Origin of the sequence: Cupriavidus pinatubonensis, assembly GCF_019602855.1 — a bacterium.
Lineage (GTDB): Bacteria > Pseudomonadota > Gammaproteobacteria > Burkholderiales > Burkholderiaceae > Cupriavidus > Cupriavidus pinatubonensis.
Map to the genome: position 1 here is coordinate 969845 of NZ_CP080767.1, position 22093 is coordinate 991937.

Annotated in this window: 22 protein-coding genes; 12 read left to right on the forward strand and 10 right to left on the reverse strand. The window is 66.2% G+C overall.

The window, feature by feature from the left end:
* Both K2O51_RS16945 and K2O51_RS16950 read left to right on the forward strand, forming a co-directional pair.
* Entirely contained in the window at window positions 1-1239 is a 1239-nt protein-coding gene (locus K2O51_RS16945; protein WP_140951732.1) for a metal-dependent hydrolase family protein, read from the forward strand.
* 116 nt (window positions 1240-1355) lie between these two features.
* Entirely contained in the window at window positions 1356-2255 is a 900-nt protein-coding gene (locus K2O51_RS16950) for a LysR substrate-binding domain-containing protein (RefSeq protein ID WP_011297075.1), read from the forward strand.
* A 31-nt stretch (window positions 2256-2286) separates the two neighbouring features.
* On the opposite strand, the gene K2O51_RS16955 is transcribed toward K2O51_RS16950, so the two are convergent.
* Complete coding sequence (locus K2O51_RS16955; protein ID WP_140951730.1) at window positions 2287-3216, reverse strand: 2-hydroxyacid dehydrogenase; 930 nt, start codon at window positions 3214-3216, stop codon at window positions 2287-2289.
* A 1-nt stretch (window position 3217) separates the two neighbouring features.
* Window positions 3218-3988, reverse strand: coding sequence for a class II aldolase/adducin family protein (locus tag K2O51_RS16960; protein ID WP_140951728.1), 771 nt, complete (start codon window positions 3986-3988; stop codon window positions 3218-3220).
* A gap of 117 nt (window positions 3989-4105) precedes the next feature.
* Between K2O51_RS16960 and K2O51_RS16965 the strand changes: the two genes are divergently transcribed.
* The 4 genes from K2O51_RS16965 (at window position 4106) to K2O51_RS16980 (ending at window position 8909) form a co-directional block, all read left to right on the forward strand.
* The gene (locus tag K2O51_RS16965) at window positions 4106-4786 is read left to right on the forward strand and encodes a Crp/Fnr family transcriptional regulator (protein WP_011297078.1); all 681 of its coding nucleotides are present in this window, start codon (window positions 4106-4108) and stop codon (window positions 4784-4786) included.
* A gap of 111 nt (window positions 4787-4897) precedes the next feature.
* Window positions 4898-5653, forward strand: a complete 756-nt coding sequence (gene hutC / locus K2O51_RS16970; protein WP_011297079.1) for a histidine utilization transcriptional repressor HutC — start codon at window positions 4898-4900, stop codon at window positions 5651-5653.
* A 193-nt stretch (window positions 5654-5846) separates the two neighbouring features.
* Window positions 5847-7520: a urocanate hydratase gene (hutU, locus tag K2O51_RS16975; protein WP_220631420.1), complete on the forward strand. Its 1674-nt coding sequence runs from the start codon at window positions 5847-5849 to the stop codon at window positions 7518-7520.
* Window positions 7521-7610: 90 nt separating this feature from the next.
* On the forward strand, window positions 7611-8909 hold the full coding sequence (locus tag K2O51_RS16980) for an MFS transporter (RefSeq protein WP_220631421.1): 1299 nt from the start codon (window positions 7611-7613) through the stop codon (window positions 8907-8909).
* Between the two features lie 106 nt (window positions 8910-9015).
* On the opposite strand, the gene K2O51_RS16985 is transcribed toward K2O51_RS16980, so the two are convergent.
* Window positions 9016-9198 (reverse strand): hypothetical protein, encoded by a 183-nt coding sequence (locus K2O51_RS16985; RefSeq protein WP_041679517.1) that lies wholly within the window; start codon window positions 9196-9198, stop codon window positions 9016-9018.
* 362 nt (window positions 9199-9560) lie between these two features.
* On the opposite strand from K2O51_RS16985, the gene K2O51_RS16990 reads away from it, so the two are divergent.
* Entirely contained in the window at window positions 9561-11054 is a 1494-nt protein-coding gene (locus K2O51_RS16990) for a DEAD/DEAH box helicase (protein ID WP_140950922.1), read from the forward strand.
* A gap of 38 nt (window positions 11055-11092) precedes the next feature.
* Here K2O51_RS16990 and gluQRS read toward each other — a convergent pair whose 3' ends face one another.
* Entirely contained in the window at window positions 11093-11998 is a 906-nt protein-coding gene (gluQRS, locus tag K2O51_RS16995) for a tRNA glutamyl-Q(34) synthetase GluQRS (RefSeq protein ID WP_011297084.1), read from the reverse strand.
* 26 nt (window positions 11999-12024) lie between these two features.
* On the reverse strand, window positions 12025-12948 hold the full coding sequence (locus tag K2O51_RS17000; RefSeq protein ID WP_041679518.1) for a LysR family transcriptional regulator: 924 nt from the start codon (window positions 12946-12948) through the stop codon (window positions 12025-12027).
* 151 nt (window positions 12949-13099) lie between these two features.
* Between K2O51_RS17000 and K2O51_RS17005 the strand changes: the two genes are divergently transcribed.
* Both K2O51_RS17005 and K2O51_RS17010 read left to right on the forward strand, forming a co-directional pair.
* Window positions 13100-13798, forward strand: a complete 699-nt coding sequence (locus K2O51_RS17005) for a pirin family protein (RefSeq protein WP_220631422.1) — start codon at window positions 13100-13102, stop codon at window positions 13796-13798.
* A 227-nt stretch (window positions 13799-14025) separates the two neighbouring features.
* Complete coding sequence (locus K2O51_RS17010; RefSeq protein ID WP_140950923.1) at window positions 14026-15021, forward strand: CobD/CbiB family protein; 996 nt, start codon at window positions 14026-14028, stop codon at window positions 15019-15021.
* Window positions 15022-15028: 7 nt separating this feature from the next.
* On the opposite strand, the gene K2O51_RS17015 is transcribed toward K2O51_RS17010, so the two are convergent.
* Genes K2O51_RS17015 through K2O51_RS17025 form a run of 3 tightly spaced genes read right to left on the reverse strand, consistent with a single transcriptional unit; the run spans window position 15029 to window position 17601 of the window.
* Window positions 15029-15340: a putative signal transducing protein gene (locus tag K2O51_RS17015; RefSeq protein ID WP_011297088.1), complete on the reverse strand. Its 312-nt coding sequence runs from the start codon at window positions 15338-15340 to the stop codon at window positions 15029-15031.
* 42 nt (window positions 15341-15382) lie between these two features.
* Window positions 15383-16357, reverse strand: coding sequence for a ribosome small subunit-dependent GTPase A (gene rsgA, locus K2O51_RS17020; RefSeq protein WP_011297089.1), 975 nt, complete (start codon window positions 16355-16357; stop codon window positions 15383-15385).
* Window positions 16354-17601, reverse strand: coding sequence for a M48 family metallopeptidase (locus tag K2O51_RS17025; protein WP_140950924.1), 1248 nt, complete (start codon window positions 17599-17601; stop codon window positions 16354-16356). The genes rsgA and K2O51_RS17025 overlap by 4 nt, the downstream gene beginning before the upstream one ends.
* 195 nt (window positions 17602-17796) lie before the next feature.
* On the opposite strand from K2O51_RS17025, the gene orn reads away from it, so the two are divergent.
* Window positions 17797-18429 (forward strand): oligoribonuclease, encoded by a 633-nt coding sequence (gene orn, locus K2O51_RS17030; protein WP_011297091.1) that lies wholly within the window; start codon window positions 17797-17799, stop codon window positions 18427-18429.
* 84 nt (window positions 18430-18513) lie between these two features.
* Window positions 18514-19395, forward strand: a complete 882-nt coding sequence (locus tag K2O51_RS17035; protein ID WP_140950925.1) for an AEC family transporter — start codon at window positions 18514-18516, stop codon at window positions 19393-19395.
* Window positions 19396-19413: 18 nt separating this feature from the next.
* On the opposite strand, the gene mog is transcribed toward K2O51_RS17035, so the two are convergent.
* Window positions 19414-20052, reverse strand: a complete 639-nt coding sequence (gene mog / locus K2O51_RS17040; protein ID WP_140950926.1) for a molybdopterin adenylyltransferase — start codon at window positions 20050-20052, stop codon at window positions 19414-19416.
* Window positions 20049-20651 (reverse strand): ribosome biogenesis factor YjgA, encoded by a 603-nt coding sequence (yjgA, locus tag K2O51_RS17045; RefSeq protein WP_272956350.1) that lies wholly within the window; start codon window positions 20649-20651, stop codon window positions 20049-20051. Before yjgA ends, mog begins: the two co-directional genes overlap by 4 nt.
* A 57-nt stretch (window positions 20652-20708) precedes the next feature.
* Between yjgA and pmbA the strand changes: the two genes are divergently transcribed.
* The gene (pmbA, locus tag K2O51_RS17050; protein WP_041679854.1) at window positions 20709-22076 is read left to right on the forward strand and encodes a metalloprotease PmbA; all 1368 of its coding nucleotides are present in this window, start codon (window positions 20709-20711) and stop codon (window positions 22074-22076) included.
* Window positions 22077-22093: the final 17 nt, after the last annotated feature.

Consider the following 22093-nt stretch of genomic DNA (forward strand, 5'->3'; position numbering starts at 1 on the left):
ATGACCCAGATTCCACAGATCCTCTTTCACGGCGGCGACGTGCTCGACCCCGGCATGGGCGAGTTGCTGCGCGGCCATGATGTCCTCGTCGAGGGCGAGCGTATTGTCGCGGTCGGCCCGGCCATCGATGCGCCCAACGCACAGCGCATCGATGCGCGTGGCAAGACCGTGATGCCGGGCCTGATCGACTGCCATGTGCACGTGCTCGCGTCGCTGGCAAACCTGGGCCTGAACGCGGTGCAGCCCAACGTACTGGTCGCCATCCGCGCCTTGCCGATCATGAAGGGCATGCTCGACCGTGGCTTCACCACGGTGCGTGATGCCGGGGGCGCCGACTGGGGCCTGTCGCAGGCGGTGGCCACTGGCCTGGTGCCCGGACCGCGGATCTTTCCGTCCGGCAAGGCGCTGTCGCAGACCGGCGGCCATGGCGACTTCCGTCCGCGTTCTGACGTGCTGGAGCCTTGCTCGTGCGCATTCCGCGCCGGGGCCATCGCGCGGGTTGCGGATGGTGTCGACGCGGTGCGCCTGGCGGTGCGCGAAGAGATCCAGAAGGGTGCCACCCAGATCAAGATCATGGCTTCGGGCGGCGTGGCGTCTCCGACCGATCCGATCGGCAATACCCAGTACAGCGAGGACGAGATCCGGGCCATCGTGGCCGAAGCGGAGGCCGCGCAGACTTATGTGATGGCCCACGCCTACACCGGCCGTGCCATCACGCGTGCCGTGCGCTGCGGCGTGCGTACCATCGAACACGGCAATCTGGTCGACCCAGCCGCCGCGGAGGAAATGCGCAGGCATGGCGCCTTCGTCGTTCCGACGCTGGTCACCTATGATGCGCTCGCACGCGATGGCGCGCGCCTGGGCCTGCCTGCCGATTCCGTTGCCAAGATCGAGACCGTGCGCCAGGCGGGGCGCGAGTCGCTGCGCATCTATGCCGACGCCGGCGTGCCGATGGGCTACGGTTCGGACCTGCTCGGCGAGATGCACGACCACCAGGCCGAAGAGTTCCGCATTCGTGCCGAACTGCTCGGCAACCTCGAGGCGATCCGTTCGGCGACCTCGATCGCCGCGGCCATCCTGCAGCGCGACGGCGAACTCGGTGCCGTGCGGGCCGGGGCGACGGCCGACCTGCTGCTCGTGGATGGCAATCCGTTACACGATATCGGCCTGATCGCCGGACAGGGGGAACACCTCAGCGTCGTGATGCAAGCCGGCCGTATTCACCGTCGCGCGAACTGATTGCTAGGGCCGGTCCCGGCGGACGTGCCGGAGCCGGGCTCATTCGCTCACGCTTTCCTCTCCCTTTGCGTCGTATTCGCGGTCTATCATGGCGACTTCAGCGACCGGAAGCTTCCATGCGCATCTCCCCGCTACCGCCCCTGCCTAACCTTGTCGCCTTCGAAGCCGCGATGCGGCATGGCAGCTTCACCCGTGCCGCGGCGGAGCTTCACCTGACGCAAAGCGCGATCAGCCGCCAGGTCGCCCAGCTCGAGAGCTTTCTCGGACGCAAGCTGTTCATCCGCGAGCCGCGCGCGCTGCGGCTGACGGTCAGCGGCCAGCGCTATGCAGAGGTTGTGCAGCGTTTGCTGGTCGGTTGCGCCGAAGCGACCGAAGACGTGATGAAAGTGCGCAGCCACACCGCCCTGACTGTGGCGTGCTCCACGGGGGTGGCCGTGCTGTGGCTGACACCGCGTCTGGCATCGTTCCGCGCAGCGCACCCGGAGATCCAGTTGCGGCTGATCGTCAATGACAGCCTTGCGTCGCTGTCCGCCGCGGAATTCGATATTGGCCTGTACTACTTGCGCGAAGGTCCACCGGCGGGCTTTGCGGCACGGCGCCTATATGGCGAGGAAGTCTTTCCCGTGTGCGCGCCAGCCTATCTCGGTGGGCGCGCTCTGGCCCCGTCGGCGCTGGTCAACGAGACCTTGCTGATGCTCGACGACGGCCAGCGGCAATGGATGTCATGGCAAGCATGGTTTGCCCACCAGGGCGTGCATGACGCGAATCCGCGCGCGTTTCTGACATCGAACCAGTATCCGATCCTGCTGCAACTGGCGATAGAAGGTCAGGGCATCGCGCTCGGCTGGCGGCATATGATCGACGGATGCCTGCGCGACGGCCTGCTGGTGCGTGCCTGCGAAGCGAGCGCGAGCCTGGGCGGGGGCTACTACGTGGTTTGGCCGCGCGATCGCATGGAGCCGGCAGCAGCGCGCGCATTCCGCAACTGGATGGTGCGGCAGGCATCGACGGCCTGACACGCAGCCCCGCTCGGGGCTGCCGTGTGCTTCAGTACCCCGCCGCCCGATCGACCAGGTTCAACAACTCCCTGCCATCCCGCATCCGCCGCACGTTCTCCACGCACTGCTGCGCGACCAGTTCATACGACGGATCGCACGCAATGTGTGGCGTCGCTTCGATGCGCGGATGGTTCCACACCGGATCGCCGGGCTCCGGCGGCTCCTTCGAAAACACATCGAGCGCCGCACCGGCCAGATGGCCTGCGTCGATCAGCGCGATCAGGTCGGGCTCGACCAGATGCTCGCCCCGGCCGACGTTGATAAAGAACGCGCCCGCGGGCAACTGCGACAGCGTCTCGCGATTGAGCAGGCCGTGGGTTTGCGGCGTCAGCGGCAGCGTGCAGACGAGAATATCGGTCTGCGCGAGCATGGCCGACAGGCCCTCGGCACCGGTGTAGTCGGTCACGCCCGGAATGCCCTTGCCACTGCGGCTCCATCCCGCCACCGGAAAGCCGATGGACGCGAACGTGCGCGCCACGGCGCTGCCGATCTCGCCCATGCCAAGCACGCCCACGCGGCAGTGCGCGAGGTCGGGGGCAGGGTGGCGCTTCCATTCGCCACGGCGTTGCTGCTCGGCATAAGTTCCGAGGCGACGCGCATGGCGCAGGGCCATCGCAAGCACGTAATGCGCGATGCCAGTCTGCTGGCCGGGATCGACCACGCGCGTGACTGGCATGCTTTCGGGCAGATCGGGCGCGCTCACGAGCTTGTCGACGCCGGCCGCGGCGCTGCAGATCAGGCGCAGGTTGCGGTAAGCGGGCAGCACGCCGGGCTTCAGGCCCCAGGCGATGATCGCTTCGACTTCGTCGGCGGGCGCGTTCTCGCGGCCGATCCAGACCGGGATGTCGGGCGCGGCTTCGCGCAGTGCGGCGCCAATGGCGCCGGCCATGAACGATGGCAGATGTACGAGGATGCCCATGTCAGTTCCGGAAGTCGGGTTGAATACGATCCAGGCGACGCAGCAGCGCCGGCCATGCGAGGCCCGAGCCCTTGCCCTTGGTCGCCTGGCGCGCTTGTTCGCCGACGTCGGCGCTGGCGGATTCCGGCACCGTGGTCAGCGCCGAGCCACCGCTCTGCGCGAGGATCTGGATGCGGCAGGCCGACTCCAGCGTGTACATCGTCAGGAACGCGTCGGACACCGCGCGGCCGCAGGTCAGCAGGCCATGGTTGCGCAGGATCATTTGCTTGCTGCGGCCGAGGTCGGCGACCAGGCGAGCCTTCTCGTCCTCGCGCAGCGCCACGCCTTCGTAGTCGTGATAGGCCAGGCCCATGCGCGCGAACATGGCCTGTTGCGAGAGCGGCAGCAGGCCGGCCTGTTGGGCCGACACCGCCACGCCGTACGGCGTGTGCGTATGCATGACGCAAGCGATTTCCGGGCGGGCTTCATGCACGGCGCTGTGAATGATGAAGCCGGCCGGGTTCACGTCGTACGGCGTGTCGAGCACGGGCTCGCCGTGATGGTCGACCTTGACCAGGCTCGACGCCGTGATCTCGTCGAACAGCATGCCGTACGGATTGATCAGGAACTGGTCCGGCGCGCCGGGCACGCGTGCCGAGATGTGCGTGAAGATCAAGTCGTCCCAGCCGAAATGCGCGACCAGGCGATAGGCCGCCGCCAGGTCGACGCGCATCTGCCATTCCGCCGCGGAAACGCGGGTCCTGACGGAATCGACGAGTTGTACTTGCGCCATGTGAATGCCTCCGGGGGTGTGTTCTGTATCGTGAGTGCGGTGGCATTCTGCGCCCGCGTGCCTGCGCAAGTCTGTTAAGTATTGGACAATCTCGCTTTGGCCAGCGGGAGGGGTGATGTGAAAGCCGTGGATTCCGGCAAGGCGCTGCCGCGCAGCGTGATCACGACAGGGTGGCTGCGCAATGCGCCAGCCCGCGTGCTCGATGCCGTGCAGAAGGCGGCGCGTCGCCAGCGCTTCGGTGACGGCGACATGATCTTTGCGCGCGGCGATCCGCCTACGTATTTCTGCATGGTGCTGGCGGGGCGCGTGCGCATGAGCCGCGTCAGCGCGAGCGGGCGCGAATCAGTCTATTCGGTGATCGGGCGCGGCCGGTGGTTCGGCGAGATCTCGCTGCTCGACGGCAAGCCGCGCACGCATGACGCGTTTGCCGTCGGCAGCACTGAACTGCTGGTGCTGGGCCGCCGCGACTTCGACCGCATCTTGGTTGCGCATCCGGAAGGCATGCACCTGATCGTGCAGCAGATGTGCGCACGGCTGCGCGTGGCGTTCGACCATACCGAACATGCGCAGCAGGCGCCTGTCGATGCGCGCATGGCTGCGCGGCTGCTGGAACTGGCCGACCGCACCGACCACGTGGTGCGCGTGTCGGCCGAAGACCTCGGCGACATGGTCAACCGTTCGCGCCAGACCGTGGCCAAGTATCTGCAGGCGTGGGAAGAGGCGGGCTGGATACGCCGCCACTACCGGCAGGTGGAACTGCTGCAGCCCGCGGCACTCAGGAAGCTGGCGACCGGTTGAGCGGGGTGCGCCGCGTGGTACATTCGCCGATGATGTAAACACCGCCCTATACAAGTCCAGCGGTCGCCGCGGCAGGATTGCCGGCGGCGCCAGCCTCAACGGGAAACAGTTTTGTCTCAAGCCACCGCACAGCCGGGCCAGCCCACCGCCGGGCTGTCCGACACGTTGCCAGCACCGCTCTATGCGCGCGTCAAGCAGTTCATCAGCAGCAAGATTGCCGATGGCAGCTGGCCGCCGCATCACCGCGTGCCGTCCGAAACCGAGCTTGTCGAAGAACTCGGCGTGAGCCGCATGACGGTCAACCGCGCGCTGCGCGAGCTGACTGCCGACGGCATGCTGGTGCGCATGCAAGGCGTGGGCACTTTCGTCGCGGAGCCCAAGCGCAACTCCGCGCTGTATGCGGTCAATAACATCGCCGAGGAAATCGCGGCGCGCGGCCGCCGCCACCATGCCAGGGTGGTCAAGAGCAGCGAGGAGGTCGCGGGCGCCGCGCGTGCGGCCGCGCTAGACGTGGGCGAGAGCCAGCGCGTGTTCCACACGGTGATCGTGCACTACGAGGACGATGTGCCGATCCAGCTAGAGGACCGCTACGTCAACCCGACTGTCGCGGCCGATTACCTCGAGCAGGACTTCACGCGCCAGACGCCTTACGAATACCTGTCACGCGTGGCACCGCTGACGGAGGGCGAGCACGTGGTCGAAGCCGTTCTGGCCACGCCCGACGAATGCGCGCTGCTGCAGATCGATCGCGGTGAGCCATGCCTGCTGATCCGCCGGCGCACATGGTCGGGCAACCGCGTCGTGACGTCAGTGCGCCTGCTGCATCCAGGGTCGATGCATCGGCTGGAAGGGCGCTTCACTTCCTGACCCCGCGTTACTAGTCGACCCTCGCGCCCGGCCAAGTCCGGGCGCAGTCACTTCCAGGCATAGATCTCTGCTAGTCCTCGGGAATACCCCAATACATCTATGCTTGTATATACAACACTATACATCCCTATCAGATGACGTTTTCTGGCCGTGCCGTGGGCCAGTTGTTCCGAAATTCCGAAGGAGTTGTGCCGTGAGTGAGAACCCCCGTTTCCGCGATATCGAAATCCGTGCCCCGCGTGGCAACAAGCTGACCGCCAAGAGCTGGCTGACCGAAGCGCCGCTGCGCATGCTGATGAACAACCTCGATCCCGAGGTCGCGGAGAACCCGAAGGAACTGGTGGTCTACGGCGGCATCGGCCGCGCCGCGCGCAACTGGGAATGCTATGACCGCATCGTCGAGGTGCTGACCCGCCTGGAAGATGACGAGACGCTGCTGGTGCAGTCGGGCAAGCCGGTTGGCGTTTTCCGCACGCACCGCGACGCGCCGCGCGTGCTGATCGCCAATTCCAACCTGGTGCCGCACTGGGCTAATTGGGAACACTTCAACGAACTCGACGCCAAGGGCCTGGCCATGTACGGCCAGATGACCGCCGGTTCGTGGATCTACATCGGCAGCCAGGGCATCGTGCAGGGCACGTATGAAACCTTCGTCGAGGCGGGCCGCCAGCATTACGGTGGCAGCCTCAAGGGCCGCTGGGTGCTGACCGCGGGCCTCGGTGGCATGGGCGGGGCGCAGCCGCTGGCCGCGACGCTGGCCGGCGCGTGCTCGCTGAATATCGAATGCCAGCAGAGCCGCATCGATTTCCGGCTGAAGACGCGCTATGTCGACGAACAGGCCACGGACCTGGACGACGCGCTGGCCCGCATCGACCGCTATACCTCGCAAGGCAAGGCGATCTCGATCGCGCTGTGCGCCAACGCCGCCGAAGTGCTGCCCGAACTCGTGCGCCGTGGCGTGCGTCCGGACATGGTCACCGACCAGACCAGCGCGCATGACCCGCTCAACGGCTACCTGCCGGCGGGCTGGGGCTGGGACGAATACCGCGAGCGCGCGCAGCGCGAGCCGGCCGTGGTGGTGAAGGCCGCCAAGGCGTCGATGGCCGCCCACGTGAAGGCCATGCTGGACTTCCAGAAGAGGGGCGTGCCGACCTTCGACTACGGCAACAACATCCGCCAGATGGCCAAGGAAGAGGGCGTCGACAACGCCTTCGATTTCCCGGGTTTCGTGCCGGCCTATATCCGCCCGCTATTCTGCCGCGGCATCGGCCCGTTCCGCTGGGCTGCGCTGTCGGGCGACCCGCAGGACATCTACAAGACCGACGCCAAGGTCAAGGAACTGATTCCCGACGACGAGCACCTGCACCGCTGGCTCGACATGGCGCGCGAGCGCATCAGCTTCCAGGGCCTGCCGGCGCGGATCTGCTGGGTCGGGCTGGGCCTGCGTGCGAAGCTGGGTCTCGCATTCAACGAGATGGTGCGCAGCGGCGAGCTGTCGGCACCGATCGTGATCGGTCGTGATCACCTCGACTCCGGTTCGGTCGCGAGCCCGAACCGCGAGACGGAATCCATGCAGGACGGCTCGGACGCCGTCTCTGACTGGCCGCTGCTCAATGCGCTGCTCAACACCGCGAGCGGCGCGACCTGGGTGAGCCTGCACCACGGTGGTGGTGTCGGCATGGGCTTCTCGCAGCATTCGGGCGTGGTGATCGTCTGCGACGGCACCGATGAAGCCGCCGCGCGCATTGCCCGCGTGCTGAACAACGATCCTGCCACCGGCGTGATGCGCCATGCCGATGCTGGCTACCAGATCGCCATCGACTGCGCGCAAGAGCAGGGCCTGGACCTGCCGATGCTGCGCAAGTAAAGCGCGACCGAGCCGGCCGCAAGAGCCGTACTGATGACCGGGTTACCTCGCGTGCGCCCGGTCGCTGCTATCCCATTCACGGAGACACCCATGTCCATCGACACCACCGCCGGCGCGGCGATCGCGGCGCCGCAGCCGCAGCTGTCCCGCGCGCGCGCCATTGCCGCCATCACCATCGGCAACGGCCTGGAGTTCTACGATTTCGTCGTCTACAGCTTCTTTGCCACGCTGATCGGTCGGCTGTATTTCCCGGTCGACAACCCGACCGGCCAGCTGCTGATGTCGTTCGCCACGTTCGGCGTCGGCTTCCTGATGCGTCCGCTCGGCGGCTTGCTGATCGGCATGTACGCCGACCGCGCCGGGCGCAAGCCGGCCGTGGCGCTAACACTGTGGCTGATGGGCCTGAGCTCGCTGATTTTCGTGGTGACGCCGTCGTATGCGCAAATCGGCATCTTCGCGCCGGCCATGGTGGTGATCGCGCGGCTGGTGCAGGGCTTTGCCATTGGCGGCGAGATGGGCGCATCGACCGCGCTGCTGCTCGAATACGCCGATGACCGTACGCGCGGCTTCTATACCGCGTGGCAGCCGTTCAGCCAGGGCCTGGCGGCGCTGATGGGGGCAATCACGGGCCTGGTGCTCAGCAATGTGCTGGCGCCGGCCGAGCTGGAATCGTGGGGCTGGCGCCTTGCGTTCCTGATCGGCATTCTGGTCATTCCGGTAGGCCTGTTGATCCGTCGTCGGCTGGAAGAAACTGCAGAGCCTTTGCACCGAGGCGAACACGCTGCGCAATGGCCGCTGCTGCGCCAGCATGCACGCGAAGTGCTCGCAAGCGTCCTGCTGATGATCGGTCTGGCCTCGTCGACCTATATCGTTATCTACTACCTCAGCAACTACGCCGTGAGCGTGCTGAAGATGCCGCTGTCGCTGGGCATCTGGGCAGGCTGCATCGCGGCGGCGGTGCAGGTGGTGCTGTCGCCGTTCGCCGGCTGGCTGGCCGACCGCGTCGGCCGCAAGACAGTGGTGCTGTGGTCGCGCGTCGCGCTGCTGGTGATGGTGTACCCGGCCTTCGTGCTGATCAACGCCGAGCCTTCGCTGGCGCGTCTGCTGGTCGTGGTGGCCTGCCTGTCGGTGCCGATGTCGATGACCTCGCCCGCGTCGATGGTGCTGGTCAGCGAGGTGCTGCCGAAGCGTCTGCGCGCCACCGGCTTGTCGATCGCGTATTGCGTGGCGATTGCCATCTTCGGCGGCTTTGCGCAGTATTTCTCGACGCGTCTGATCCAGATCACTGGTGATGCCAATGCACCGGCGCTCTACGTGATCGGTTGCGGTCTGGTGTCGCTGGTCGGTCTGGCGCTGGTGCCCGAGACGCTGGGGCGTCGCCTGAAATAATCGCTGCGGTAGCGTTTGCTGGCAGGCACGCCTATGCATTAGCGCGGGACCAGCCGCTCAGCGCGCCTGCAAGTTACCCCAGCGGTCCTGGCCTCCTGCCTGTCGCTCAGGCTGCTGTCGGCAGCGCCTGGTGCGCGAACGGCCAGGCCGGCAGTTGCGGGCTGCGTTCCGGCTGGCTGGCGGCGCTGGCCGGCAGCGCGGCCTGGGCCGGCGTGCCAGCCAGGCCGAGGAAGGCGGTGGAAGTCATCAGGAAGCGGTCACGCGCCTGGCGAAGGAAGTCCAGATCCATTGTTCGGTGGTAAGAGTTCGGTGTGTTGCCGTGTAGGTGGCAAGCGCCCGGAACAGCCATCGCGGGTTGCCATGGCTGGCGGACTGGTGCGCACATCATCGCAGCCTCATGTGACACGTTGTTGAAATCCGTGACACCGATACTGAACTGTGCAACCCTGCTGTGCGCAGTGCCGCCTTGCCGACCTGTTTCAGTACGGCGGCAGAAATGCTAGAATCTAAGTCTTTGATTCGCTTAGGCAAATGCCGTCAAAGGCATTGCCGTGCCAGGATCCGCGCCGGATCTGGCCTCCAGCAAGGCGAGATGAGTTCCAGACGCGTATCCGTTTGTGCCGGGTTCGCCTCCCGCCACACCCCGATACCATGACAACTACGACCCTACCTGACCAGAACGCAGCCGAGCAGACGTTCGAGAGCTTCGGCCTGGACGCGCGCATCCTGCGCGCGCTGTCCGAACAAGGCTACACCAAGCCCACGCCGATCCAGGCGCAGGCCATTCCGGTGGTGCTGCTCGGCAAGGACGTGATGGGCGCGGCACAGACCGGCACCGGCAAGACCGCCGGTTTCGCGCTGCCGATCATCCAGCGCCTGTTGCCGATGGCGAGCGCCAGCGCCTCGCCGGCGCGCCACCCGGTGCGTGCGCTGATGCTCACGCCTACGCGCGAACTGGCCGACCAGGTCTATGACAACGTCGCCCGCTACGCCAAGCACACTGACCTGCGCAGCACGGTGGTGTTCGGCGGCGTGGACATGAACCCGCAGACCGACGCGCTGCGCCGTGGCGTGGAAATCCTTGTGGCCACGCCGGGCCGCCTGCTCGACCACGTGCAGCAGAAGTCGGTGAACCTGTCGCAGGTGCAGATGCTGGTGCTGGACGAGGCCGACCGCATGCTCGACATGGGCTTCCTGCCGGACCTGCAGCGCATCATCAACCTGCTGCCGGCGCAGCGCCAGACGCTGCTGTTCTCGGCCACGTTCTCGCCCGAGATCAAGCGCCTGGCCGCCAGCTACCTGAAGCAGCCGGTCACGATCGAAGTGGCGCGCAGCAACTCCACCAACGAAAACGTGCGCCAGATGGTGTACCAGGTGGAAGACGGCCAGAAGCAGGCCGCCGTGGTGCACCTGCTGCGCCAGCGTGCGGAGCAGGGCCTGTCGAAACAGTGCATCGTGTTCGTCAACAGCAAGATTGGCTGCTCGCGCCTGGCGCGTCACCTGGAACGCGAAGGCATCAACGCTGCCGCGATCCACGGCGACAAGACGCAGACCGAGCGCATGCAGACGCTCGAAGGTTTCAAGAACGGCACCATCGACGCACTCGTGGCGACTGACGTGGCCGCACGCGGCCTCGACATCGCCGACATGCCGTGCGTGATCAACTTCGACCTGCCGTTCAGCGCCGAAGACTACGTGCACCGCATCGGCCGTACCGGCCGCGCCGGCGCCAGCGGTGACGCGCTGTCGATCTTCGTGCCGGGCGACGAACGCCTGCTGACCGATATCGAGAAGCTGATCAAGCGAAGCGTGCCGCGCGGTACGCTCGAAGGCTTTGACCCGACCGGCGAAAAGGCCCGCCAGGAAGACTCTGATCGTCGCCGTCAGCGCACCGACGTGCGCCGTGCGCGCGGCAATGGTGACGGTGAGGGGGAAGACCGCCGTCGCCGCCACGACCACGGCGGTTCGCGCTCCGCGTTCCGCCCGTCGGACGACCCATTCTTCTCGCGTCCGTACGAGCCCAGCCCGAACAGCGCCTCGGCCAAGCCCGCCGACGAAATGATTGCCGCGGCCCTGTCGCGTGGCCGCCAGGCGCCCAAGCGGCCGGTTGCCGCATTGCTCGGCGGCGCGCCGCGCAAGTCCTGATCGTCCTTTAGTGAAATGCCGTGAAGCCGGGCTGTGAATCAGCGCCCGGCCGCGGCGGGCAGCGTCGCCAGGCGCTGCAGCCAGTCCCCGGTGGCGCGTTCGAGCCACGCCTTCACATCGTTCCCGTCATTCCGTAGCCCGAGGTGATCCCCGGCCGCTCGCAACGCATCGAGTGGCGCATTGGTGTCGATCGCCTGCGCGCCACTCTGTTTGCTCAATTTTTCGCCGATCGCGTTGACGACCACAGGCACGTGCAAATAGCTGGGCGTCGGCAATCCGAGCAGGTGTTGCAGGTGAATCTGGCGTGGCGTGGAGTCGAGCAGATCGGCGCCGCGCACGATGTGCGTGATGCCCTGCAGGCCGTCGTCGACCACCACCGCCAGCTGGTACGCCCATAGCCCGTCGGCGCGGCGCAGTACGAAGTCGCCCACTTCCGTTTCCAGGTCCTGGCATTGCCGGCCCTGCCAGCGGTCATCGAAGCAGATGGTGGCGGCCGGTCCGTCCGGCACGCGCACGCGCCACGCGCGGGGCAACTTGCCATTGAGCCCGTGGCGGCATGTACCCGGATAGCCGAGCGTCTGGTGCCGTTCGCGCACATGCAGCAGCGAATCGGCAATCTCCTTGCGCGAGCAGCCGCACGGGTAGAGCTGGCCTGCGGCATCCAGCCGATGCAGCGCGTCGGCGTATAGCGCCTCTCGCCGGCTTTGCCAGACCGGCGGTTCGTCGGGCACGAGTCCCAGCCGTTCCAGCGTCTCCAGAATCTCAATGTCGGCACCGCGCACGCAGCGCGGATAGTCGATGTCCTCGATCCGTACCAGCCACTGGCCGCCATGCGCGCGCGCATCCAGCCACGTGGCCAGCGCGGTCACCAGCGAACCCATGTGCAGCGGACCGGTGGGCGAGGGGGCGAAGCGGCCGCGGTAGCGGCCGGCGGATACTGTCATGCGTGTATTTCCCGCTCAGTCGCGCCTTAACCGCCCAGCTCGGGTTGCTGCTGCAGCAGCGCCTGTGCGAGTCGCGGGTCTTCCAGCTTGTCGGCCCACCATTGCAGCGCCTTGCCGCGATTGCTGGTGCGCCAGGCCACCTTGAAGTTGCCGGGTGCGCGCACCTCGACGGTCTCGCGGGCCTGCAGCACGCCGCTCTCGATATGGGGCTGTGCCATAGGCGCCGGCAGCCAGCCGCAGCCAAGGCCGCGGATCTGCGCTTCGAGCTTGTCGCGCATGGTCGGCACGACCAGCACGTCCTGGCCGGCTAGCACACCATGCGTTCGCGCGGGCAGGTTGCGCGAGGTGTCGCCCACGGCCACGATCCGGTGCCTGGCGATCTGGATGGTGGTCAGCGGTCCTTCTTCGGTCGCGAGCGGGTGATGCGCGGCCACGGCGAAGACGAACGGCATGCTGCCCAGCGCCCGGATCTGGAAGCCCTGCGTGCTCGGCGCGTCATAGGCGCCGCCGATCACCAGGTCGGCACGGTTGCTGACCAGTGCGTCCCACGAGCCGCCGAGCACTTCCTTGGCGAAGCGCAGACGCGTGGCCGTGTTCTCGGCGTAGAAGTCCTGGACGACGGGCAGCAGCGCGCGGAAGTTGATCAGGTCGTCGACCACGATCGTGAGCGTGGCTTCCCATCCGGTGGCCAGGCGCTTCACGCGGCGCGCCAGGTCATCCGCGGCGTGCAGCAGATGGCGGCCTTCGTCGAGCAGCGCACGGCCCGCCGGCGTGAGTTCTGCGCGGTGCCGGCGCCGGTCGAACAGCAGGACGTCGAGGTCCTCTTCGAGTTTGCGTACGACGTAGGTCAGTGCCGACGGCACTTTGCCCATCTCGTGGGCGGCGGCGGCGAAGCTTCCCTTGCGCTCGATGGCGTCCAGGACTTCGAGGGATTCGAGGGAGAGTGGCATATTCAGAAATTCTGAACGAGTGCTTCTAAGGCGATGCCGTTTAATATACGCCACTGCGCCTAAACTTCCTAGCATCGTAAGCAAACGCCCAGTCCCACAGCACTCTGCCGCTTGGTACTGGTAATCCAGGGTCACAAGGAGGGCCATCAAAATGATTGAAATCAGAAAGTCTGAAGAACGCGGTTACGCAGATCATGGCTGGCTGAAGTCGTATCACTCGTTCTCCTTTGCCGACTACTACGATCCGCAGCACATCCAGTTCGGGCCGCTGCGCGTGATCAATGAGGACCGCGTCGCGCCGGGCATGGGTTTCGGCACCCATGGCCATCGCGACATGGAAATCATCAGCTACGTGCTGGAAGGCGAGCTTGCGCACAAGGACAGCATCGGCAACGGCAGCGTGATCCGCCCGGGCGATGTGCAGCGCATGAGCGCCGGTACCGGCGTGCGGCATTCGGAGTACAACCATGCCGCGCACGACACCACGCACTTCCTGCAGATCTGGATCGTGCCGGACCGCACCGGCATCGAACCCGGCTATGAGGAAAAGCGCTTCGAGGCAGCCGACAAGCGTGGCCGCCTGCGCCTGGTGGCGAGCAGCGACGGCGCCGACGGTTCGGTCGTGGTGCATCAGGACGTGCGCCTGTATGCCGGCTTGTTTGACGGTGACGAATCCGCCACGCTGGCGCTGGCTCCGGGACGTCGTGCCTATGTGCACGTGGCACGCGGCCGGGTCGTGGTCAATGGCAAGCCGCTGGAGGCTGGCGATGCAGCCAAGCTCGAGTCCGTGGATGCCGTAGCGCTGACGCAGGGAGAAGGCGCTGAAGTGCTGGTGTTTGACCTGTCCTGATCCACAGGCAATCGCGCGCGGTAGCAGTTACCGTGCCTTGGCCTGATGAAAGCCCGCCGGCGTATGCCGGCGGGCTTTCTGTCTTTTGCCGCGGTGCGGTCGTCCAGCAAGTACCGCTGTGCTATCTTCTTGCTATGCATTTGCGACCGGCCCGGCACATCGCCCGCTGGTTGTCGCCCCTGTTACCGGCCCGTGCGTTACCGGGCCATTCGTCACCCAGCATCGAGATGACCTTTGTATCTGTTCTCCTGGCGCTGATCGCTGAGCAGTTCCGCGCCCTGGGCCGCAACAACCCGATCCACGAGATCGTGCGGGCGCTCGGTGACCGCGCCGAGCACGCGTTCGATACCGGCCGCCCGCGCGACGCGGCGCTGGCCTGGCTCACGGTGGTGTTGCCGCTTACGCTTGCCGTGATGGTGGTGCACTACCTGCTCGCGTCGATCAGCATCGCACTGACCCTTGCGTGGAACGTGCTGGTGCTCTACATGACGCTGGGATTTCGCCAGTTCAGCCACTATTTCACGGATATCCACGAGGCGCTGAACCGCGACGACCTGCTCGCCGCGCGCGCGCTGCTGCATGAGTGGACCGGCATCGACACGATCGAGATGCCGGTGACCGAGATCGTGCGCCACACGCTCGAAGCCGCGATCGTGGCCGTGCATCGCCACGTGTTCGGCGTGTTCTTCTGGTTCCTGGTGCCGATCGGTCCCGGTGGCGTGGTGCTGTACCGCGCAGCCGAATTCCTGAGTCGCCAGTGGAACCTGCCGTCGGCCGAGCGCAGCCCCGCGTTGGGCCGCTTTGCTGCGCGGGCGTTTTACCTGCTCGACTGGGTGCCTTCGCGCCTGACGGCGATCGGCTTTGCCATCGTCGGCAATTTCGAGGATGCCGTGTATGCGTGGCGCAACCATGCGCGCAAGTGGAACGACGCCGTCAACGGCATCCTGCTCGCAAGCGGCGGCGGGGCGCTGGGTGTGCGGCTGGGCGCGCCGCTGCCCGAGGATGATTCCAGCGTCGTGCTGCGCACCAGCATGGCGGCGGGCCCGGCGATCGACTATGCGCCCGGCATGGAAGACGACAGCGGCCCTGAACCGTCGGCGCCCGAGTTTGGTTTCGAACCGAATGTCCGCACGCTGCAGTCGGCGGTGGGGCTGGTGTGGCGCGCGGTCGTGCTGTGGATGCTGCTGCTGGCGATGCTGTCGCTGGCGCTGTGGGTAGGCTGAGCGGCGTCTAGTTTTGGTCCCTGGCAGTGCCGCAGCGCCAGCAGGCGCCGAATTGCGGCTCGTGCCATTCGTGGCAGTGACCACACTGCCAGTACGGTCCCGGCGGCGGTTCCGCCGCCGCCTTCAGCGCAGCCCAGGCCTGCGCTTCCATGTTGTCATCGAGAATCCAGACCTGCGGCGCGCTTTCGCGGAACGGGATTTCGCCGATCGCGCCTGCGAGCCACGTATTGCGCAGCTCCGCACGGATGCCCGCGGCCCGCAGCACGTTCCGGCAATGCGCCGCGTGGACGAGCGAGGTGGCGGACAGCAGCAGTTTCATCGGCAGCGCACCGGCAATGCAGGTGCAGCCACCTTACCACGGCTACCAGGGCTTTTGCTGGCTGGATTCGTGCAGCAGCTGCGTGTAGAGCTCGTGGCGGCGCTCCGCGATGCCGCCGGCCTCCACCGCCGCAAGCACGCCGCAGCCCGGCTCGTTGATGTGGTGGCAGTTGTAGAAGCGGCATTCGGTCAGGCGCGGCCGGAACTCCGGGAACGCGCGCTCGAGCATGCCTTCGCTCAGGTGGTGCAGGCCGAATTCCTGGAAGCCCGGCGAATCGATCAGGTAGCCCTGCCGGCCGTCGACGTTGCCCCATTCGTGCGGCAGGTGATAAAGCCGCGTGAACGTGGTGGTGTGCTTGCCGGAATCGAGCTTGGCCGAGATCTCGCGCGTCTGCGCTTCGACGCCCGGAATCAGCAGGTTTAGCAGCGACGACTTGCCCATGCCCGACTGCCCGATCAGGATGCTCGACAGCCCGGCCAGGCGCGGCTGCAGCGCGGCCAGTGCATGGGCCGGGTCGCCGTGCACCGACATCTCGACCGTGTCATAGCCGAGGTTCCGGTACAGGGCGAGCCGACGACGCGCGTCATCGAGGCGATCGGGCAGGTCGGTCTTGTTGAGCAGGATCAGCGGTCGGATCTCCATCGCCTCGGCCGACACCAGCGCACGCCCGAGCAGGTCTTCGGAGAAGCCCGGTTCGGTCGCCAGCACGATGATGACCTGATCGATATTGGCCGCGAGCAGCTTGGACTTGAACTGGTCCGAGCGGTACAGCAGGTTCTTGCGCGCGGTGGCGGCCGTGATCACGCACTGATCGACTGCTGTGCGTTCGACGCTGACATGGTCTCCGACGGCGGTCTCGCTCTTCTTGCCGCGCGGAAACGCGTGCATGTGCGTTCCATCGGCCAGTTCCACCACGTAGTGGCGGCCATGCGCGGCGATGACCAGGGCGCCTTCGGCGGCGGCTTTGCCTGTGCCGGAATTACCGCCGGCATTGCGGTGTCGTCCGGTGCGGCTCATGCGTGCGCCAGCAGCCGGTCGATCCGCTGCGCGGCGGGCGGGTGCGAGTAGTAGAAGGCGCTGTAGAGCGGGTCGGGGGTCAGCGTGGAGGCGTTGTCCTTGTACAGCTTGACCAGTGCCGAGACCAGGTGGCCCGCATTGGTCTGGTCGGCGGCAAAGGCATCGGCTTCAAACTCATGCTTGCGCGACGACTGGCTCGACAACGGCCCGAGCAGGAACGTGAACACCGGCAGCGTCAGGAAGAACAGCACCAGCGCCAGCGCGCTGTTCGAGACACCAAGGTTCGGCGCCACGCCGAGCCCCGTATAGAACCACGTGCGCGTCGAAAGCCAGCCGAGCAATGCCAGGAACACCAGGCTCAGCGCGAACGTCACGGCAATGCGCTTGGCCACGTGGCGGCGCTTGAAGTGGCCGAGCTCATGGGCCAGCACGGCCTCGATCTCGTCGCCGGACAGGCGCGCGAGCAGCGTGTCGAAGAACACGATGCGCTTGGCCGCGCCGAAACCCGTGAAATAGGCATTGCCATGCGCGCTGCGCTTGCTGCCATCCATCACGAACAGGCCTTTGCTGGCGAAGCCGCACTTCTTCATGAGTGCCTCGATGCGCTGGCGCAGCGACTCATCGGTGAGCGGTTCGAACTTGTTGAACAGCGGCGCGATGAACGTCGGGAACACGATCAGCAGCAACAGGTTGAACGCCATCCATACCAGCCATGTCCACACCCACCACAGGCTGCCGGTGCGGTCCATCAGCCAGAGCACCGCGAGCAGCAGCGGCAGTCCCAGCACGCACGCGACCAGCAGCATCTTGACCATGTCGGCGAGCCACAGGCCGAAGGTCATCTTGTTGAAGCCGAAGCGTTCTTCGATACCGAACTGGCCGTACAGCGAGAAGGGCAGGTCCACCAGCCCGCCGATCAGCGCGACGCTGGCGATCAGCGCCACGCCGTACGCGTAGCCGGGACCGAACATGTCGAGCCAGAACTGGTTCAGCCACTGCAGGCCGCCGAGCATGGTGAAGCCGATCAGTACGGCGGCGCCGGCCAGCACTTCGAGCATCGACAGCCGCGTTCGGGCGATGGTGTAATCGGCTGCCTTCTGGTGCGAAGGCAGCGCGATGGTATCGGCAAAGCGGGGCGGCACGGCGTTGCGGTGCTGGCCAACATAGCGGACCTGGCGGGCCGCCAGCCACAGCTTGGTCAGCACCATGACGACCAGCGCGGCGAGGAAAATAAGCGTGAACATCGGCAAAAGCCTTGTCGGGGACGCAGCGGCGACCATATGTGGTTGACGCTGCGCAGGTTATCCACAGAGACGGCGCATGTGCGGTACAGGTGCACTGCGCGCTGCCACGGCGGACGGATATGCGAGAATTATAAGTTGTTCGCACGCGCGGGCCTTCCGCGGCGCTTTTTCTTTGAGCCAGACACCGCAGTCCACATGACAAGCCAATCCACCGCCAAATCCGTCAAGAGTGAAAACAACCTGGTCTGGTTGGACATGGAAATGACCGGCCTGTCGCCGGATAGCGACCGCATCATCGAGGTCGCGGTCGTCGTGACCGACTCCGAACTCAACATCCTGGCCGAAGGCCCGGTGCTGGTGATCCACCAGTCCGACGCCGTGCTCGACGGCATGGACAACTGGAACAAGGGCACCCATGGCCGCTCGGGCCTGATCGACAAGGTCAAGGCCTCCACGCTGACCGAAGAGCAGGCCGAAGCCGAGCTGCTGGCGTTCCTCAAGCGCTGGGTGCCGGCCAGCAAGTCGCCGATGTGCGGCAACTCGATCTGCCAGGACCGCCGCTTCATGGCGCGCTACATGCCCAAGCTCGAAGCTTTTTTCCACTACCGGAACCTTGACGTGTCGACGCTCAAGGAGCTGTGCAAGCGCTGGGAGCCGGCCATCCACAAGGGTTTCGTCAAGCGCCAGCTGCATACGGCGCTCGCCGACATTCTCGAATCGGTCGAGGAACTGCGCTACTACCGCACGCACTTTATCCGCCATACGGCAGCTACGCCCGCCGCACCTGCTGCACCTGCCGAACCGGCCGCTGACAGCTCCGCCCAATAAACAAGAACCGGCGGACCGGCCCGCGGCCGGTCACGCCGCCCGCCTGTCTCGCACAGGCCGCCCGATTTCCGTCCCGCCATCCCCATGTTTGCCCGCATCGTCTCGGTCATCACACCGGTCATCCTGATCATCCTGGTGGGGTGGCTGTACGGGCGCAAGGCGCATCCGGACATGGCGGGCATCAACCGCGCCACGTTGGACGTGATCGCGCCGCTGCTGGTGGTGTCGGCCTTTGTCAGCAAGGACTTCGTGCTGGCCGACCAGCTCGTGCTGCTGGCCTGCGCGATTGCCGTGGTGCTCGGCTCCGGCGTACTTGCGTGGCTCGTGGCACGCGCGCTGCGCGTCGATCCGCGCACCTTCGTGCCGCCGATGATGTTCAACAACTGCGGCAACATGGGTTTGCCGTTGTCGGTCTTTGCCTTTGGACCAGCAGGACTGGCGCCTGCGGTGGCGTTGTTCGCGGCGTCGAACCTCATGCATTTCACGATCGGCATGAAGATCGTGAACCGACATGCGTCGATCGCGCAGATCGCGCGTAATCCGATGGTATTGGCGACGGTGGCGGGCGTCGGGCTGTCGCTCGCGCGGCCGTGGTTCGCGCTGCCGGAGCCGGTCTACCAGTCGATCAAGCTGTTAGGTGATGCGACGGTGCCGCTGATGCTGTTCGCTCTGGGCGTGCGCATGAAGGACGTGAGCCTGCGTAACTGGGGCATGGGGCTGGTGGGGGCCGTGGCTTGTCCGCTCACGGGCATTGCCGTGGCGCTGCCGCTTGCTTACTGGGTGCCGATGACCGACCTGCAGCGCGGGCTGCTGTTTGTATTTGCCTCGCTGCCGCCGGCGGTGCTGAACTTCCTGGTGGCCGACCATTTCCGGCAGGAGCCGGACCAGGTGGCGTCGATCGTGCTGCTCGGCAATATCGCCGCCGTCCTGTTCGTGCCGATGGGGCTCTATCTGGGGCTGCGCTGAGCCCCAGCGACTTGCCGCTCAGGCGGCGGGCTTGCTGCGGATTGCGTTCTTGGGCCGCCAGGCCTTGACCACACTCTCGTCGGTCTCGATGTATGGGCCACCGATCAGGTCGATGCAATATGGCACTGCAGCAAAAATTCCCTGCACCACCGATTTGCCCGCATCGTCGCGCAGGCCTTCCAGCGTCTCGCGGATCGCGCGCGGCTGGCCCGGCAGGTTGATGATCAGCGCGGCGCGGCTCGGCGTTTCGCGGATCACGGCCACCTGGCGCGACAGGATCGCCGTCGGCACGAAGTGCAGGCTCACCTGGCGCATCTGCTCGCCGAAGCCCGGCATTTCCTTGGTGGCCACGGCCAGCGTTGCTTCGGGCGTGACGTCGCGCCGCGCCGGGCCGGTGCCGCCAGTGGTCAGCACCAGGTCGCAACCGGCCACATCGACCAGATCGATCAGCGTGCGTGAGATCTGCGCCTGCTCGTCCGGAATCAACCGCTCTACACCTTGCCACGGCGAGGTCAGCGTGCGGCCGAACCATTCGCGCAGGGCGGGGATGCCTTCGTCCTGATAGGTGCCGGCCGAAGCGCGGTCGGAAATCGAGACGAAGGCCACCACGAGTTCATCAGGGTGGTTGCGGGCGATCGGTTGCGTGGTCTGCGTCATGCCTCGGGCTCCGGGGTCGGGGGTTGTTCGCCAGCGGCGCTGTCCTTCTCATCCAGCGCGGCCTTGATGGCCTGGAACAGCTCGCGGAAGTAGCGCGGCGGCTTGCCCAGCTCCTTTTCCCGGCGGGCGCTGCGGATGATGTTGCGCACCGTCTGCACGTCGGTGCCGGGATGCTCGGCCAGGAAGCGGGTGAGCGCGGCGTCGTCGGCCAGCAGCAGCTCGCGCCAGCGTTCGATCAGGTGCATGCGTGCGGTCTCGGCCTTGCTGGTGCCCTTGAAGCCCTCGAGTGCGGCGCGGATGGCTTCTACCTCGTCGTCTTCGAGGCCACGCATGACCTTGCCGACGAATTGCATCTGGCGCCGCTTGCCTTCATGGCTCGTGGTGCGCCGCGCTTCGTGGATGGCGTCGGCCAGTGCCTCGGGCATCGGCACGCGCGCCAGGCGGTCCTTGGCCAGGGCTTCCAGCTCGGCACCGAGGGCCTGCAGGGCGGTCATGTCGCGTTTCTTCTGCGACTTGCTTTTGGGCTCGTCCATATCGGGTTCCGGCGCAAAGGCGCCAGGAAAGCGGGAGCCGGGGGAATTACGGGAATTTCGCGTCATGGGCTGCATTTTATCTTGCTATGATTCCCGCTTGGACTTTTGATGACACCGCCCAGCATGGACTCCATCGCCGAACAGACCGCGCATTTCACCCATACCCAGGCCCAGCTCAGCGAGATGGCCGCCGATGTGCTGCGTGTGGCACGCGAGCTTGGGGCGACCGATGCCGCGACCGAGATCTCGGAAGGCAGCGGTCTGTCGGTGTCGGTGCGAAAGGGGCAGGTCGAGACCATCGAGCAGAACCGCGACAAGGTGGTCGGCGTCACGGTGCTGATCGGCAAGCGCCGCGGCAACGCCAGCACGTCGGATTTCTCGCCGGCCGCGCTGCGTGCCACGGCCGAGGCGGCCTACAACATCGCCCGCTTCACGGCTGAAGACGATTGCGCCGGCCTGGCCGAGGAAGAGCTGCTGGAGCGTAACCCGCAAGACCTCGACCTGTTCCATCCGTGGACGGTCGATGCCGAGGGCGCCATCGACATCGCGCGCCGGGCCGAAGCGGCCGCGTTCGCCGTATCGCCGCGCATCAAGAACAGCGATGGCGCCAGCGTATCGGCGCAGCATTCGCAGTTCGTGCTCGCGACCACGCGCGGTTTCATCGGCGGCTATCCGTACTCGCGCCATTTCATCTCGTGCGCGCCGATTGCCGGCAGCGGCGGCGGCATGCAGCGCGACGACTGGTACTCGTCCAAGCGCTCGCCGCTGGCGCTGGCCGTGCCCGAGGACATCGGCCGCTATGCCGCTGAACGCGCGCTGGCCCGCCTGAATGCGCGCAAGCTGTCCACGCGCCGCTGCCCCGTGCTGTTCGAGGCGCCGCTGGCCGCCGGCCTGCTCGGCGCATTCGTGCAGGCGGTTTCCGGTGGCGCGCTGTACCGCAAGTCCACCTTCCTGCATGACACGCTGGGCAAGGCGGTTTTCGCTCCGCATATCCAGATCCACGAGCGTCCGCACGTGCCGGGTGCCATGGGCAGCGCGCCGTTCGACGAAGAGGGTGTGCGCACGCGCGAACGCGATGTCGTGCGCGACGGCGTGGTGGAGGGTTACTTCCTGTCGACCTACTCGGCACGCAAGCTTGGCATGAAGACCACCGGCAACGCGGGTGGTTCGCACAACCTGACGCTGACGAGCGATCTCACTACGGCCAGCGACGATTTCCGCGGCATGCTCAAGAAGCTGGGCACCGGCCTGCTGGTGACGGAGCTGATGGGGCAGGGCGTGAACTACGTGACCGGCGACTATTCGCGCGGCGCGTCGGGCTACTGGGTCGAGAACGGCGAGATCCAGTATCCGGTGGAAGAAATCACCATCGCCGGCAATATGGGCGAGATGTTCCGCCAGATCGTTGCCATCGGCGCGGATTCGCTGGTGCGCGGTACCAAGGAAACCGGCTCCATCCTGATCGAACAGATGACCATCGCCGGCAACTGATCGCGTACGTCGCAAGC

What these genes read in the sequence shown, in the direction of transcription:
- K2O51_RS16955 (WP_140951730.1), bottom strand. Translation starts at nt 3,216, where the DNA reads ATGGGCATCCTCGTACATCTGCCATCGTTCATGGCCGGCGCCATTGGC.
- K2O51_RS17015 (WP_011297088.1), bottom strand. Translation starts at nt 15,340, where the DNA reads ATGAAACTGCTGCTGTCCGCCACCTCGCTCGTCCACGCGGCGCATTGC.
- K2O51_RS17025 (WP_140950924.1), bottom strand. Translation starts at nt 17,601, where the DNA reads ATGTTCACGCTTATTTTCCTCGCCGCGCTGGTCGTCATGGTGCTGACC.
- K2O51_RS17010 (WP_140950923.1), top strand. Translation starts at nt 14,026, where the DNA reads ATGACCTTTGTATCTGTTCTCCTGGCGCTGATCGCTGAGCAGTTCCGC.
- K2O51_RS16950 (WP_011297075.1), top strand. Translation starts at nt 1,356, where the DNA reads ATGCGCATCTCCCCGCTACCGCCCCTGCCTAACCTTGTCGCCTTCGAA.
- K2O51_RS17035 (WP_140950925.1), top strand. Translation starts at nt 18,514, where the DNA reads ATGTTTGCCCGCATCGTCTCGGTCATCACACCGGTCATCCTGATCATC.
- K2O51_RS16990 (WP_140950922.1), top strand. Translation starts at nt 9,561, where the DNA reads ATGACAACTACGACCCTACCTGACCAGAACGCAGCCGAGCAGACGTTC.
- pmbA (WP_041679854.1), top strand. Translation starts at nt 20,709, where the DNA reads ATGGACTCCATCGCCGAACAGACCGCGCATTTCACCCATACCCAGGCC.
- K2O51_RS17000 (WP_041679518.1), bottom strand. Translation starts at nt 12,948, where the DNA reads ATGCCACTCTCCCTCGAATCCCTCGAAGTCCTGGACGCCATCGAGCGC.
- K2O51_RS16985 (WP_041679517.1), bottom strand. Translation starts at nt 9,198, where the DNA reads ATGGATCTGGACTTCCTTCGCCAGGCGCGTGACCGCTTCCTGATGACT.
- rsgA (WP_011297089.1), bottom strand. Translation starts at nt 16,357, where the DNA reads ATGAGCCGCACCGGACGACACCGCAATGCCGGCGGTAATTCCGGCACA.
- orn (WP_011297091.1), top strand. Translation starts at nt 17,797, where the DNA reads ATGACAAGCCAATCCACCGCCAAATCCGTCAAGAGTGAAAACAACCTG.
- gluQRS (WP_011297084.1), bottom strand. Translation starts at nt 11,998, where the DNA reads ATGACAGTATCCGCCGGCCGCTACCGCGGCCGCTTCGCCCCCTCGCCC.
- yjgA (WP_272956350.1), bottom strand. Translation starts at nt 20,651, where the DNA reads ATGACGCGAAATTCCCGTAATTCCCCCGGCTCCCGCTTTCCTGGCGCC.
- K2O51_RS16980 (WP_220631421.1), top strand. Translation starts at nt 7,611, where the DNA reads ATGTCCATCGACACCACCGCCGGCGCGGCGATCGCGGCGCCGCAGCCG.
- mog (WP_140950926.1), bottom strand. Translation starts at nt 20,052, where the DNA reads ATGACGCAGACCACGCAACCGATCGCCCGCAACCACCCTGATGAACTC.
- K2O51_RS17005 (WP_220631422.1), top strand. Translation starts at nt 13,100, where the DNA reads ATGATTGAAATCAGAAAGTCTGAAGAACGCGGTTACGCAGATCATGGC.
- K2O51_RS16960 (WP_140951728.1), bottom strand. Translation starts at nt 3,988, where the DNA reads ATGGCGCAAGTACAACTCGTCGATTCCGTCAGGACCCGCGTTTCCGCG.
- K2O51_RS16945 (WP_140951732.1), top strand. Translation starts at nt 1, where the DNA reads ATGACCCAGATTCCACAGATCCTCTTTCACGGCGGCGACGTGCTCGAC.